The organism is Pedobacter sp. FW305-3-2-15-E-R2A2 (genome assembly GCF_038446955.1).
GTDB lineage: Bacteria > Bacteroidota > Bacteroidia > Sphingobacteriales > Sphingobacteriaceae > Pedobacter.
The window spans coordinates 680,342-695,195 of the sequence record NZ_CP151803.1; the positions used below are offsets into that span (position 1 = coordinate 680,342).

Here is a 14,854-nt window from a genome sequence, read left to right on the forward strand (position 1 = left end):
CTGAATTATGGGCAATGGAGTTTTACAACTTTCTTTAATTCCCCGCTGGAAGCATCCGCGATCTATCCACTGGGTTTTAATGTTAACAATTTTAATCTTTTCGACCATAGCTGTGCAAGCACAGGTTGTAGTGAAAGGCAAGGTGGTCGATGAATTGGGCAAAGGTTTACCAGGTGTCAGCGTCGTCATAAAAGGTACTTCTTCCGGAACGGCGAGTATTGAAAATGGTAATTATTCCATTTCCGTTTCAGGAAAGAATGCAGTGCTGGTGTTTAAGTTTATTGGTTACACTTCAAAAGAAGTTACTGTAGGTAACCAAACGACAATTAACGTAAATCTTTTACCGGTTTCATCCGATCTTGAACAGGTAGTTGTGGTGGGGTATGGTACACAAAGGAAGGAAGCGGTGACTGGTTCTGTTGCATCAATCAATGGCGATAAAATGCGTGAGGTACCTGCACCAAATATTGCCCAGGCCATACAAGGTCGTATCGCAGGCGTTGAGATCACCCAGACTTCCAGTAAACCGGGTGCTTCAATGCAAATACTTATTCGCGGTCAGCGGTCATTAACCGCCAGTAACGAGCCTTTGATCGTACTTGATGGAATACCATTTCCTGGATCTATAGCCGATATAAATCCCAACGACATCAAGAGCATTGACATTTTAAAGGATGCCTCTGCGACCGCAATTTATGGATCGCGCGGGGCGAATGGGGTGATCTTGTTAACTACTAACCGCGGACAACAAGGAGGTAGCTCGAAAATTTCTTACAATTCCTATACCGGTTTGCAGACGCTTTTTGCGGAATATCCGATGATGAATGGTCCCGAATTTATCGCCTTGCGTAAAGCAGCAGGTTTATTTACTACGAATGGAGTCGATGAATCCAATGAGGTGAATACCGATTGGCAGGACTTATTTTACAATAAATCATCAATAGTGACCAGTCATGATATCAGTCTGTCTGGCGGCTCGGAAACAGGAAGTTATAATTTTGGAGGAGGCTATTATAAGAACAAAAGTCTAATTCCAACGCAACAATATACCAGGTATTCAATGAGAGGATCAGTTGATCAGCAAGTTGGCAAATATTTCCGCCTTGGTTTTACGACCAATAACAATTATAACATCAGCGAAGGTAACCAGGTAGGGATTTACGGAATTTTGAGCATGTCGCCAATTGCGAACCCTTATAACACAGATGGAAGTTTAAAGAGGACAGTGAGGTTGCCCCAGGATGAACAATGGGTATACACCAGAGAGTTGACGAATAGTTTACAGAACCAATGGCTAAATGAAACCAGAGGATTTGCCACTTACAATTCTGCTTATGCGGAGGTGAAAATTCCGGGTGTGGAAGGGTTAAAATACCGGGCCAACCTGGGCATGGACTTTATTCAGAGCAACAATGGAAATTTTACGGGAGTCGGAATTGGCAGCTCAACCCCAACAACACCCTCAACTGCCGGTGTTGGTAATGCTCAGACCTACCATTGGACGATTGAAAACCTCCTGACTTACGACCGGACCTTTGCAAAGAAGCACAATTTGAATGTTGTCGCCTTATACTCTGCCGAGCAAAATAAGTTTAATTCTTCATCTATGTCTGCAAGGGACATTCCTACAGATGCTTTTCAGTTTTATAACCTTGGCCAGGCCAATGGTGAAATCACTATTGGAAATGGAAATTATAGCCTGACTGGTTTGATGTCTTATATGGGGCGTCTGATGTATTCTTATGACGACCGTTATATGATCAGTGCCACACTTCGTTCAGATGCTTCATCACGATTAGCGCCGGGACACAAATGGCATACCTATCCGGCAGTATCAGCTGGCTGGAATATTTCGAACGAGTCATTTATGAAAGGGGTATCCGTAATTGATAAGCTAAAACTTCGTGTGGGTTACGGGCAAACCTCAAACCAGGCGGTAAATCCTTATCAAACACTCGGACTTTTAAGCTCAAGGCCCTATAATTTTGGTAATACCGGTTATGCCACAGGGTATTATATGTCGAGACTTCCCAGTCCAGGCTTAGGTTGGGAATATTCTGAGACCTGGAATTATGGCTTAGACTTTTCAATCCTTAAGAATCGCTTGTCCGGAACTGTCGAATATTATGTGACCAATACCAAAGACATCCTGTTGGGCATTAATTTACCTTCTACTTCCGGAGTAGGTGGCTATACTGCCAATGTGGGGCAAACTCAAAATAAGGGACTGGAATTTAATCTGAATGCGGTGATACTGGAGAATCTAAATGGCTGGACCTGGGATTTAGGTGTTAATTTTTATGCAAACCGTAATAAATTGGTTTCACTGGCTTCAGGACAAACGCGCGACGAAGGTAATTTATGGTTTGTCGGCCATAACATCAACGCAATTTTCGATTTTGAAAAAGTAGGCTTATGGCAGGCGAATGATCCTTATCTGACTACACTGGAACCGGGAGGAAATGCAGGGATGATTAAAGTAAAATATACGGGTGATTTTGATGCAAACGGCAAACCAACCAGAGCTATCGGTGCTGCCGACCGGCAGATCCTGAATGTAGATCCGAAATTTGCAGGAGGGATTAACTCCAGGGTAGCTTATAAAGGATTTGATTTGAGTGTGGTCGCTGCATTTAAAAGCGGAGGTATACTGGTGAGCTCTCTTTATGGATCAGGTGGGTACCTCAACTTAATGAATGGACGCAGAGGAAATGTAAAGGTGGATTACTGGACGCCTGAGAATACCGATGCGAAGTATCCTAAACCGGGGGGCATTGCCAGCGGAGATAACCCTAAATATGGAAGTACACTTGGGTATTTCGATGCTTCTTATCTGAAGGTACGGACCATATCACTGGGATATGACTTCAAAACGCTCCTTAAAAATTCGAATGTTAAGCTGCGGATGTATGTTACCGTACAAAATCCATTTGTGATGTTCTCTCCATACCACCGGGAATCAGGAATGGATCCCGAAACCAACTCTTATGGGAATGAAAATGCGGCAGTGCCATTATCGGATGCACAAAGACGCATTTTAACAATTGGTACCAATACACCTTCAACCCGCAATTACATTGCCGGAGTTAATTTAACATTTTAGAATCAATCGATATGAAACCTATACAAATAAAAACGATGATAGGGCTGGGGCTGATGATGGTATTTTCAGCAGGATGCTCAAAAATTTTAGATGAAGAGCCACGCAGTATTTTTACGCCTGACTATTTTAAAACCGAAGCTGGTGTTAAAGGTGGATTAACGGCAATGTACGGCCACCTGCGTAATATATACGGACAAGCTTATTATTATAACTCTTGTATCACCGGGACCGATGAGGCGACATGGGGCAAGGATGCAGATGGTAATTTTAAGGATATGGACTGTTCCGGCGTGGGTTCTATCCAGTCGACAAGTTTCCCGAGCAGTATTTTATGGGGGGAAGCTTTTCCTAACATCAACACTGCGAGTGGGGTGATTGAGAATGCCAGTGCAGTAGGCATTTCTAATACCTTAGTTGCCGAAGCGAGGTTCTTCAGGGCATTTGATTATTTTTTGCTGGTGCAAACATTCGGTGGGGTGCCACTCGATCTAGGTTCCGGTGAACTTAAATTTAACATCAATCCGGTAAGAACATCTGTGCGGAATACGGTAACTGAAGTCTATACCAAAGCGATATTCCCAGACCTGCTGAAAGCAGTAACGGATTTGCCGGTAACTGCACGTGTTACCGGAGGTGTAACGCAAACACTTGCAAGGTTATTTTTGGCGAAGGCTTACCTTACTTATGGCTGGTGGCTTCAAAACCCAAACAATATCCCTACTTATCCTGCAAGTGACAGAAAAGATCCTGACGGACATGATGCGGGCTGGTATTTTCAACAGGCTTATGATGTGGCAGCCACGGCTATCGACAATCCCGGATCCTTTGGACTGGTGGATACCTATTATGACGTGAACTGGGCAGGTAATGACCGTAACAAAGAGCTGTTATTATATGCAGATCATACCGAGAGCAGCGAAAAATTTAATGGAGGAAGTTTAACCTTTGGCTCAGGTGGTGCCCCTGATAACTTTTCAAGCTGGATGCTGACCTGGAATTACCCCAATATCAGAAGTTCAGGAATCAGCTCTGTACAGCGGGAAGCAGCACAGGCCCTTGGACGTCCATGGAACCGTATGGCGCCGACAATTGAGGTCATTAAGAATACTTTTGCCGACAAAACTAACGATTCGCGTTATGACGGAACTTTCACGACGGTTTACCGTGGCAACTGGCCTAAGGGCTACAACCCGGCTTCAAGTGCTCCGGCTTCTCTGGTCAATGCCAATGGCATGTCGGTGGTACCGGGAGATGCCATTTTAACTTTTCTGAATGAGGACAATGCATCCGTGACCTACCCGGCCGGCGCAGGAATCAGTAACGTGGGTGCCGGTATTTTACCGGGAAGAGCAGATTACGTAATCGCGCCAGGTGGGATCAGCAGAATCGTATATCCGGGACTTTGGAAGCTTGGGCCATACCGCACAGATAACGGTACCGGACTGGGACAACCAAATGCCGCAAGTACCCGTCCTTTCCCCGTTGCCAAATTTTCTGAACTCTATTTTGTTGCTGCCGAGGCAGCGGTAAAAGGAGCAGTACCTAAAGCTGGTAAAAGTGCCCGTGAGTTGATCAATGTGATTCGTGGCAGGGCCGGAAAATGGCGTTGGGACAACAATGGGAATAAAGCTAAGGCAGAAGATAACAGTGCGGCCTTAATTGCAGCAACGCCGGCAACAATTGACATTAATTATATCCTGGCAGAGCGTTCTCGTGAATATTATGCGGAAGGTTACCGCAGGTTTGATTTGATACGGACGCAAAAATGGGCCGAATTGTCTGCTACCTATACAATTTGTGGAACGGCTATAGGTGACCATACTCCGGTAACTATAACGCGTACCATTACCCCAAATCTTTATTTACGGCCAATCCCGCAAGGACAGATTGATGGAATGCAAATGTCTGCTGCAGAGAAACAAGCGTATCAGAATCCGGGATATGCAAATTAATTTCTATATACAAAATGGTCTTTACAGCGATGGGCTTATCCGGTTAAACGGATATCCCATCTCTAATATGGACCCAGTGAAACTGATCTTTTTATTTAAAGAATAATGCAATCGATTGTATTGGGTTAAACCCCAATCAAATGCAATTAACAACTTCTAAAATTTAATATATGTATTTATTAGGCCTGGATATTGGCACCTCTTCCATTAAAGTTTCGGTAGTGGATACGCATACTCAAAAGCGGGTATTGTCGGTGCAATACCCTGATGAGGAAACAGAAATTAAGTCTGTTAAGCCCGGCTGGGCAGAGCAATCACCTGTAGACTGGTGGCAAAATGTGGTACATGCAATTCTAAAATTAAGTGCATCAGGAAGTTTTCATCCTAAAGATGTGACCGCTATAGGAATAGCGTACCAGATGCATGGACTGGTATTGGTTGATAAAGATCAGAATGTACTGCGGGACAGCATCATTTGGTGTGATAGCAGAGCGGTAGAATTGGGTGAGGAGGCGTTTGATGCCATAGGTCATGAACAATGTTTACACAGCATGCTTAATTCTCCGGGTAATTTTACCGCCTCCAAGTTGGCTTGGGTAAAGCAGCATGAACCGGAGATCTATAGTAAGATCGACAAAATCATGTTACCTGGTGATTTTATCGCCATGAAGCTTACCGGTCAGATCAGCACCAGCATTGCTGCACTTTCTGAAGGTGTGTTCTGGGATTTTCAGAAAGACGAAATTTCTAAAGCTGTTATGGAATACTATGGGCTTGACGAAAAATTAATTCCGGAAATAAAGCCGCTTTTTTCTGTGCATGGAACGCTTAAAGCGGATGTTGCAAGATTGTTGGGCTTACAGGAAGGAATTCCGGTAGCTTATAAGTCAGGGGACCAGCCCAACAATGCCTTATCATTAAATGTGCTTAATCCGGGAGAAGTGGCTGCCACGGCCGGAACATCGGGTGTCATCTACGGGGTAAGTGATGAACTGACCTACGACCCGAAATCGAGGGTAAATACCTTTGCTCATGTCACCTATTCTAAAACACAAAAACATACCGGGGTGCTCCTTTGCATCAATGGTACAGGGAGTATGTACCGCTGGGCAAAATACACTTTTGCACCCGAACTGACCTACGCAACGCTCAATAACCTTGCCTCCTCAGCTCCAATCGGGAGCCGGGGGCTTAAGGTTTTACCATTTGGAAATGGTGCTGAACGAATGCTGAACAATAAATATACGGGGGCAGAATTGGTGGGTATCGACCTGAATTTACATACACGTGCTGAGATTTTTAGGGCTGTTCAGGAAGGTATTGCATTTGCCTTCCGTTACGGGTTGGACATCATGAGGGAAAATGGGATGGAGCCGAAAGTGATCCGGGCAGGCATGGCCAACTTATTTTTAAGTGATGTTTTCGCTCAGACATTTGTGGATGTAACCGGTGTACCTGTCGAATTATATGAAAATGATGGCAGTGTGGGAGCAGCTTTAGGAGCAGGAATTGGCGCCGGAATTTTCGAAAGCCCGGAGCAGGCATTTAACCGGCATGAACTGATTACTTACCTGGAGCCCAGAAATTCTGCAGCTTATGAACCGCTGTACCAGGAATGGAAAGCACTTTTAAACGAAAAAATATAATATAAATAGAATTTAATAAGATCAACATGACAAAAGTAGTAACAGGAGAAAAGGAATTTTTTAAAGGAATTGAGCAGGTACAATTTGAAGGATTACAAAGCGATAATCCATTTGCTTTTAGATGGTACGATGCCAATAAAGTAGTCGCAGGTAAAACCATGAATGAGCATTTTAAATTTGCCTGTTCCTATTGGCATTCGTTTAACGGGAATGGTGCAGATCCATTTGGAGGACCTACACATGCTTTTCCCTGGGATGAAAAAAAAGAGGTAGTAGAAAGGGCAAAGGATAAAATGGATGCGGCGTTTGAATTTATTACTAAAATGCAGTTGCCTTACTATTGTTTCCATGATGTGGATGTGGTGGATTATGGGGATGATATTGCTGAAAATGAACGCAGGTTACAAACTATGGTCGCGTATGCAAAAGAAAAGCAAGCCAGCAGTGGTGTGAAATTGCTTTGGGGAACGGCCAATTTATTCAGCCATAAACGATATATGAATGGCGCTGCCACAAATCCTGATTTTCAGGTGCTTGCCCATGGCGCGGCACAGGTGAAAGCAGCCCTGGATGCAACGATTGAATTGGGTGGAGAAAATTATGTTTTCTGGGGTGGAAGAGAAGGTTATATGAGCTTGCTGAATACCAATATGAAACGTGAGCAGGAACATTTGGCTAAATTCTTACATACCGCCAGAGATTATGCACGCAAACAGGGTTTCAAAGGAACTTTCTTTATCGAACCAAAACCTTGTGAGCCATCTAAACATCAGTATGATTATGATGCAGCTACCGTTCGTGGCTTTTTGCAGGAATATGATTTACTTGCTGATTTTAAATTAAACCTTGAGGTGAACCATGCTACTTTAGCAGGACATACTTTCCAGCACGAACTTCAGGTAGCGGTAGATAGCGGACTTTTGGGATCTATTGATGCCAATCGTGGAGACTACCAGAATGGTTGGGATACCGATCAGTTTCCTAATGATATCAATGAATTGACGGAAGCAATGCTGATCATCCTGGAAGGTGGTGGACTGAAAGGTGGTGGTGTAAATTTTGACGCCAAGATCCGCCGGAATTCAACTGACCCTGCCGATCTTTTTTATGCACACATCGGGGGCATGGACATTTTTGCAAGAGCCCTGATTACCGCAGATGCAATACTTCAAAAATCTGATTACAAAAAAATACGGACCGACAGGTATGCTTCTTTCGATTCAGGTAAAGGCGCAGAATTTGAACAGGGGAAACTGAACCTCGTAGATTTAAGAAACTATGCAGCAGAAAATGGGGAACCGGCCGTGACAAGTGGAAGACAGGAATACCTGGAAAACCTGATCAACCGTCACATATAAACCGAATAGTAATTCATTGTATAGCTAAAGACTTAAACCAACCAAATTAATGAAAACCAACGTGCTGGATACGAAAGATTACATCGTATTCTTAATTTACTTTGTCATTGTTGCCGCCTACGGGTTGTACATTTACAACAAGAAAAAATCTGCCGCCAGCGGTTCGCAGGATTACTTCCTGGCCGAAGGTTCTTTGACCTGGTGGGCCATTGGGGCCTCTTTAATCGCTTCCAACATTTCTGCTGAACAATTTATAGGCATGAGTGGTTCAGGCTTTAAAATGGGGCTTGCCATTGCCACCTACGAATGGATGGCCGCGGCCACCCTGATCGTAGTTGCCGTTTTTTTTATTCCTGTTTACCTGAAAAACAAGATCTCTACCATGCCACAGTTCCTTCACCAGAGGTACAACGGTACAGTAGCCATGATCATGGCTGTTTTCTGGTTGTTGCTCTATGTGGTCGTTAACTTAACTTCCATACTTTACCTGGGGGCACTGGCAGTGAGTAGTATTTCCGGCTTCAGCCTGGAATTTTGTATGTATGCCATTGCAGCATTTGCCATTATCATTACCTTGGGCGGGATGAAAGTAATCGGTTACACCGATGTCATCCAGGTGTTTTTCCTGATCCTGGGCGGACTTGCAACGACTTACCTTGCTTTAAACCTGGTTTCTGAACATTATGGAACATCAGGCATTCTGGAAGGATATAGCCTTATGACAGAAAAGGCTACTGAGCATTTCCATATGATCCTTAAGCCGGACAATGAGAATTATATCGATTTACCAGGATTAAGCGTACTTATCGGTGGTATGTGGATCGTAAACCTGAATTACTGGGGTTGTAATCAATACATCACACAACGTGCATTAGGAGCAGACCTGAAGACAGCCCGAGCGGGGATCTTATTCGCTGCTTTCTTAAAGTTACTGATGCCTGTTATCGTCGTGCTTCCCGGAATCGCAGCGTATGTATTGTACAAAGACGGGGCTTTTCAAACGGAAATGCTGCAGAATGGAGAGTTGAATCCGGACCGTGCCTATCCGGTATTGCTTAATCTTTTACCAGCTGGTTTAAAAGGACTTTCTTTTGCGGCTTTAACGGCTGCGGTAGTGGCTTCACTGGCGGGGAAAGCGAATAGCATCGCTACGATATTTACCCTGGATATTTACAAGAAGGTACTTAAACCCGGAGCTTCAGAAGCCAATCTGGTCATGACCGGTAAAGTAGCCATCATTGTATCTATGATATTAGGCGTACTGATTGCCCCACATTTGGGCATTGATAAAAAAGGAGGTTTCCAATATATTCAGGAATATACAGGCTTTGTATCGCCAGGTATTTTTGCCATGTTTATCCTGGGTTTCTTCTGGAAAAAGTCGACCTCTAATGCCGCACTTTTCGCAACAATAGGTGGTTTCGGACTTTCCCTGCTGCTTAAATTTTTACCCGATATGACCGATCTTTCCTGGTTATCGGAAGTAGGCTTTGCTGTTAAAAATTCAGCAGGTATCTATGAAATTCCATTTATAGACAGAATGGGCATCGTGTTCGTTTTCTGTATCATCGGTATGATCATCATCAGTCTCCTGGAAAATAAAGGAGCGGAAGATCCTAAAGGACTTGAAATTGATGCAACGATGTTCAAAACTTCAACAGCTTTTGCGGTTGGGGCCTTAATCGTAGTTGGTCTTATAGTGGCACTTTACAGTGTGTTTTGGTAAATAATTCTGATCCGTTGTCTGAAGCTTTTAATTTTTCAGGCAACGGATTTTTATTTATGTCTTAAATATAGCGGCTACAGATTTTGAAGAAGAATACCACAATTTATGATATCGCGAAAGCGCTCAATATCACGGTCTCTACCGTCTCCAGGGCACTAAACGGCTTTCCTGCCATTAGTGAAAACACAAGGCGCCTGGTCGCAGAAACTGCAAAAAAACTCAATTATAGTCCTAACAGACTTGCATCTGCACTCAAATCTGGTAAAACATTTATAGTCGGGGTAATTGTCCCAAGTATACAGTCGCATTTTTTTGCCTCTGTGATCCACAGCATTGAAGAAGGGCTAAAAGACAGTGGCTACCGCATTATACTTTATCAGTCGAATGAATTGCTGGAGAATGAAATTAAAGGAGTTAAAACTTTATTGGAAGCCCAGGTAGATGGCATTATCGCCTCTTTATCATTGGGAACTGAGGACGACATATCGCATTTCCAGGGCATCATTGCACAGCACAAACCTTTGGTCCTTTTCGACAGGATCAGCACCAGGCTAAAAGTACCTACTGTAACCCTCAATGATTTTAACGCAGGTTTCCTTGCTGCACAACACCTCATCGATCAGGGCTACAAAAAAATTGCTTTTATCACTACGGCCCAGCCAATCAAAACTTTCACAGACCGGCTGGAGGGCTACAGAGAAGCGATGAAAGTCAATCAATTACCCATTGATCCGGACCATATTGTTTTCGGTGGTCTTTCTATAAAAGATGGGAGATATGGGGCAGCCAAATTATTAAGGGCTGAAACCATTCCTGAAGCGATCATTACCGCAGATGATTATACCGCATTAGGCGTGCTTAAAAAGCTGAAAGAAGTAAATGAGATCCCACCGAAGATAGGGCTTATTGGCTTTTCAAACGAGGCTTTTTCAGCTTACATTTCGCCTGCGCTATCAACGGTGGATCAACATCCCAATTTAATGGGCCGGGGGTGTGCCGAATTGTTTTTACAGATGATCAAAAAGAACCATCCTTATGATGACATCTGTCACCTGGTTTTGGAACCTACCATCATAAAACGGCAGTCTTCCAATGTATAGCTTACTTTAAGATCGGCTTTATCAAACTGATCGTTCCGTCTGGATTGTGCGTTAGTTCCGTTACTTTTACGTTTCTCAGGTGCGTTTTATTGGATAGCTGTGTGTCGTGGTAGAAAACATACCATTTTCCTTTCTGCTCTACAATGGAATGATGGGTAGTCCATCCCTGAACCGGATCCATAAATGTTCCCTGGTAGGTGAAAGGACCATAAGGGTTATCACCAATTGCATAAGCCAGGTAATGTGTGTCGCCGGTTGAATAGCTGAAATAATATTTACCATTGTATTTATGCATCCAGGCGGCTTCAAAAAATCTTCTGTCATGATCTTTGGTTAACAGCGGTTTTCCCTCTTTATCCAGGATCACCACATCTTTTACCGCACCATCAAAGCTTAACATGTCGGCGCTCATCTTTGCTACTTTAGGAGCCAGTGCCGGCTCATTCTCTTTTCCCGAATCAGTTTTCGAACCATTGTGATCATACTTTCCGTTGTTCCAGCGCTGAAGTTGTCCTCCCCAGATTCCACCAAAATACATATAACTGTTGCCATCGGCATCAGAGAATACTGCAGGGTCTATGCTATAGCTTCCTTCAATTGGTTTAGGTTCTGCTTTAAATGGCCCTTCAGGTTTTGTGGAGGTAGCCACCCCCATTCTGAAAACATCCTGTTTATCCTTTACGGGGAAGTATAAGTAGTAAATGCCATTTTTAAATGCGGCGTCAGGCGCCCAAAGTTGTCTGCCCGCCCAGGGAATGTCTTTTATACTTAAAGCCACACCATGGTCTGTCACTTTCCCATTCACGCTGTCCATGCTTAAAATGTGGTAGTCGCGCATGTCGAAATGGGCACCTTCGTCGTTCTCCGGGGTCCCTGCGTCAATGTCATGAGAAGGGTAAATGTATATTTTTCCATCAAAGACATGTGCAGATGGGTCTGCAGTATAAATTTTTGAGATCAGTGGTTCGGAAAGGAATTTTGAGGCTTCCCTGCTTTGCTGGCACGCACTTGTCGTGAACATTGCTATTGTAATTGCCAGGGCAGCATGCTGTTTTAATCTGTTCATAATTTTATTTTAAGGTTATCTATTGGTCATTATTTTAAATTGATGCGCTGTGTTTCGGGCGGTCCCAGAAAACCAGGTTTTAAACCACCCAGGTCAAGCACCAATTTCTGTAACACAATTCCGGGGGTTATCATCCAGTATTTTATGGTATGTTTTCCTGATTTATCGAAGCTTAATGGTGTTTTAAAGATTTTAATGGAATTGGTAACCGATCTTGCCCATGCACCTTCAGTGCGATAATCCGAATGGGCATTGATCACTGTTACCGGCAAGTCATCCACAGAAACGGCGAACTTCAAACCATCGGTATTGCTGAAATCTAGGGTAGGGGATACAAAAGTATTTAAGGTGTAAGTTCCGGCACTGTCTACATATACCTCATAGGCTAAATGTGCGGCATCTTTATCCGGATGTTGCGCGGGAGCAGTTACCGGCACGGGCATTACCCCACTTAATGTTTTTCCATAGTTCGGGATGTTTTCCCAGGACACCAGGTTGCTGTTGACTGCTTTGGCGTAATTTGAGGCTTCGATTGAAATATATCCATTTTGAGGAACAAATAAATTGGCTTCATGCTGTTGGGGTAAACTGACATTCCTAGTTCGGATATTAAATGTAATGGCACTGCCATCACTCCCTTTTACCGTAATCAGGGCCGTTTTATTCCCCAATGGTGCCTTTGTCCAGTCTACACTGATCTCAATTCGTTTTTCAGTTTCAAAGGAAGCTTTTCTCCGACCTGTTAAGAGATAGTCAGGAGCTTTGATCTCATAGCTCAGCACTCCCGTTCCGGTGTTGAAGAGTTCAATGTAATGGCTTTGCTTGCTGAGGTTATCCAACAGTGGAAAATTTTCATTGACATGGCTTTTATCGGTCCAGCTTTGCATTGTGCCTTCCATGGCAAGGCCTAATTTTGATGTTGTATGTGTTATGCTATCGGTTTTGGGCATAACGTTTTGCTCAGGTTGCTGCCAGCTGGTGTAGCCAATATGGGTTTGATCCATCATGTGGTCCCATTTGCCACCGGCCAGTATTTTATTATAAAAATGGCTGATTGCTGCATCCCGCTTAAATAAAGAATCAGCTTTAGCCGCCAGCATATTAGTCAGTATGCGCCCTTGTTTGGCATAAAGCTTATTTTTTGCTATCGTGTAATAAAGTTCATATAGGTTGGCACTGGCTTCCACAGGATGCATGATCAATTGATAAAACACATTCTTTTGTTGTTCCGGGATTTTGTTATAAATGATTGCAGCCTTTCTTTCCAGGCTTTTATAGTCATTTACTACATTTTCAAATTCATTATAATTCACCAGGCTGTAAGTGTTTTCATTTAGCAGCTCTGGTTTTATCCTGCCATTGTATTTGGCGTAATTGTCTAAAATTTCAGCGGTTTGTGTGGCATATGCCGGGCCAAATTGTTTAATGCACCAGTCGACGGTATAGGATTTCAATTGCGCTGCCGGAATGGCCTCCGGTGCCCAGGCATAATCAAGGAAAAATTCTATAGGAAATTCCATAGGCTTTAAATCCCCAACATTTACAATCCATATCTGGTTGGCATTATAATGATAGGCCAGGTTCATCTGTTCCCAAACCTTCTGTATTGGATTAGTATTGATCCATTTATAGTTTCTTGGCCCTCCTACATAATCAAAATGATAATAGATTCCGTAACCACCTTTTCTGGCCGGATCATTTAAAGCAGGGAGCCTTCTGATGTTACCCCAGTTGTCGTCGCATAGTAAAAGTGTGATGTCATCAGGCACCCGCATTCCTTTATCATAGTATTCCTGGACTTCTTTATATAATGCCCATAATTGTGGGGTTTGAGCTGCTGGTTTGCCGGTCACCTTTTCAATGATTTTCCGCTGGTCTTTTACAATCTTCTCCAGTAAAGCTGTAGCTGTTCCTTCCGTCATCGGTTCATCGCCATCGCCCCGCATTCCTACCGTAATCACCTGTTCCTTATCGGCCACACGACGCAATCCGCTTTCCCAGAATTCCTTCAGCTGTAAAGGGTTGAGGTCATAATTCCATTTACCACCCTTATACCTTCTCCATTCATCATGCGCACGTGTTAAGGGTTCGTGGTGTGATGTTCCGATCACTATTCCGTATTCGTCGGCTAAAACAGGATTCAATTGGTCATCATCATTAAAGGCATTGCCCCACATGGCAGGCCATAGGTAATTGCCTTTTAAACGAAGGATCAATTCAAATACTTTTTCATAGAATTTGTGGTTAAATCCTCCAAATTCTTTTTTTGACCAGCCAGACAGTGCCGGTGCCTCGTCGTTTAAAAATATACCCCGGTACTTTACCGCCGGCGAAGCATTGACATGCCGGCCGGAAATGGCATAGAGTGTATTGCTTTTTTGTACTGGTACATCGGCCCAGTAATACCAGGGAGAAACGCCAATCTGGTAAGAAAGTTCATATATCCCATATATGGTTCCACGCTTATCACTGCCGGCAATAACAAGGGCACTATCCACTCCTGGAATTGGATTTTTTACCACTTCAATTAAGGTAGTTTCCCAATTGCCGGAAATCCCTGTGACATCGATTTTTCTGGTTTTTACCAATTGATCAATAATTTTGCTGTTGCCGATCGTACCGATGATGATTGCCATCGGCGCAATTTTATCCATGTTCAATCCTGGTGTTTTACCGGTTATCTTTCTGATGTCGTCCTGTAAATTTCTGGCGGCCCTGATGACCCCCGGCCATTCGTTTTCACTTAGGATGAGCGTCGCTTTTTTTTGTTGATCAGCAATACAAAAGCTGCCTGGAACCTGCGTTTTAGAAATAAAAGGTTTGATGCCGGCCAGTGCGCAAAAGGTGTTTAAGCCACTGATAAATAGTAAAAAAAATAGCTTCCTGATCATCGTTCTTTTTGT

The 14,854-nt window shown here is 43.5% G+C and carries 8 protein-coding genes; 6 read left to right on the forward strand and 2 right to left on the reverse strand.

Features of this window, described 5'->3' with window-relative positions; all coding sequences use genetic code 11:
* The first annotated feature begins 79 nt into the window (after positions 1–79).
* The 6 genes from AAFF35_RS02715 (at position 80) to AAFF35_RS02740 (ending at position 10,885) form a co-directional block, all read left to right on the forward strand.
* Complete coding sequence (locus AAFF35_RS02715; protein WP_342330803.1) at positions 80–3,103, forward strand: TonB-dependent receptor; 3,024 nt, start codon at positions 80–82, stop codon at positions 3,101–3,103.
* 11 nt (positions 3,104–3,114) lie between these two features.
* A complete protein-coding gene (locus tag AAFF35_RS02720) occupies positions 3,115–5,055 on the forward strand; it encodes a RagB/SusD family nutrient uptake outer membrane protein (protein WP_342330804.1) in 1,941 nt (646 codons plus the stop codon).
* 170 nt (positions 5,056–5,225) lie between these two features.
* Positions 5,226–6,701, forward strand: coding sequence for an FGGY family carbohydrate kinase (locus tag AAFF35_RS02725; RefSeq protein WP_342330805.1), 1,476 nt, complete (start codon positions 5,226–5,228; stop codon positions 6,699–6,701).
* Positions 6,702–6,727: 26 nt separating this feature from the next.
* Entirely contained in the window at positions 6,728–8,059 is a 1,332-nt protein-coding gene (gene xylA, locus AAFF35_RS02730; RefSeq protein WP_342330806.1) for a xylose isomerase, read from the forward strand.
* Positions 8,060–8,108: 49 nt separating this feature from the next.
* The gene (locus AAFF35_RS02735; RefSeq protein WP_342330807.1) at positions 8,109–9,785 is read left to right on the forward strand and encodes a sodium/sugar symporter; all 1,677 of its coding nucleotides are present in this window, start codon (positions 8,109–8,111) and stop codon (positions 9,783–9,785) included.
* Between the two features lie 83 nt (positions 9,786–9,868).
* A complete protein-coding gene (locus AAFF35_RS02740; protein ID WP_342330809.1) occupies positions 9,869–10,885 on the forward strand; it encodes a LacI family DNA-binding transcriptional regulator in 1,017 nt (338 codons plus the stop codon).
* Position 10,886: 1 nt separating this feature from the next.
* On the opposite strand, the gene AAFF35_RS02745 is transcribed toward AAFF35_RS02740, so the two are convergent.
* Both AAFF35_RS02745 and AAFF35_RS02750 read right to left on the reverse strand, forming a co-directional pair.
* A complete protein-coding gene (locus tag AAFF35_RS02745) occupies positions 10,887–11,951 on the reverse strand; it encodes a glycoside hydrolase family 43 protein (RefSeq protein ID WP_342330810.1) in 1,065 nt (354 codons plus the stop codon).
* Positions 11,952–11,980: 29 nt separating this feature from the next.
* A complete protein-coding gene (locus AAFF35_RS02750) occupies positions 11,981–14,842 on the reverse strand; it encodes a glycosyl hydrolase 115 family protein (protein ID WP_342330812.1) in 2,862 nt (953 codons plus the stop codon).
* Between the last annotated feature and the right edge of the window lie 12 nt (positions 14,843–14,854).

What these genes read in the sequence shown, in the direction of transcription:
- AAFF35_RS02715 (WP_342330803.1), top strand. Translation starts at nt 80, where the DNA reads ATGTTAACAATTTTAATCTTTTCGACCATAGCTGTGCAAGCACAGGTT.
- AAFF35_RS02720 (WP_342330804.1), top strand. Translation starts at nt 3,115, where the DNA reads ATGAAACCTATACAAATAAAAACGATGATAGGGCTGGGGCTGATGATG.
- AAFF35_RS02725 (WP_342330805.1), top strand. Translation starts at nt 5,226, where the DNA reads ATGTATTTATTAGGCCTGGATATTGGCACCTCTTCCATTAAAGTTTCG.
- xylA (WP_342330806.1), top strand. Translation starts at nt 6,728, where the DNA reads ATGACAAAAGTAGTAACAGGAGAAAAGGAATTTTTTAAAGGAATTGAG.
- AAFF35_RS02735 (WP_342330807.1), top strand. Translation starts at nt 8,109, where the DNA reads ATGAAAACCAACGTGCTGGATACGAAAGATTACATCGTATTCTTAATT.
- AAFF35_RS02745 (WP_342330810.1), bottom strand. Translation starts at nt 11,951, where the DNA reads ATGAACAGATTAAAACAGCATGCTGCCCTGGCAATTACAATAGCAATG.
- AAFF35_RS02750 (WP_342330812.1), bottom strand. Translation starts at nt 14,842, where the DNA reads ATGATCAGGAAGCTATTTTTTTTACTATTTATCAGTGGCTTAAACACC.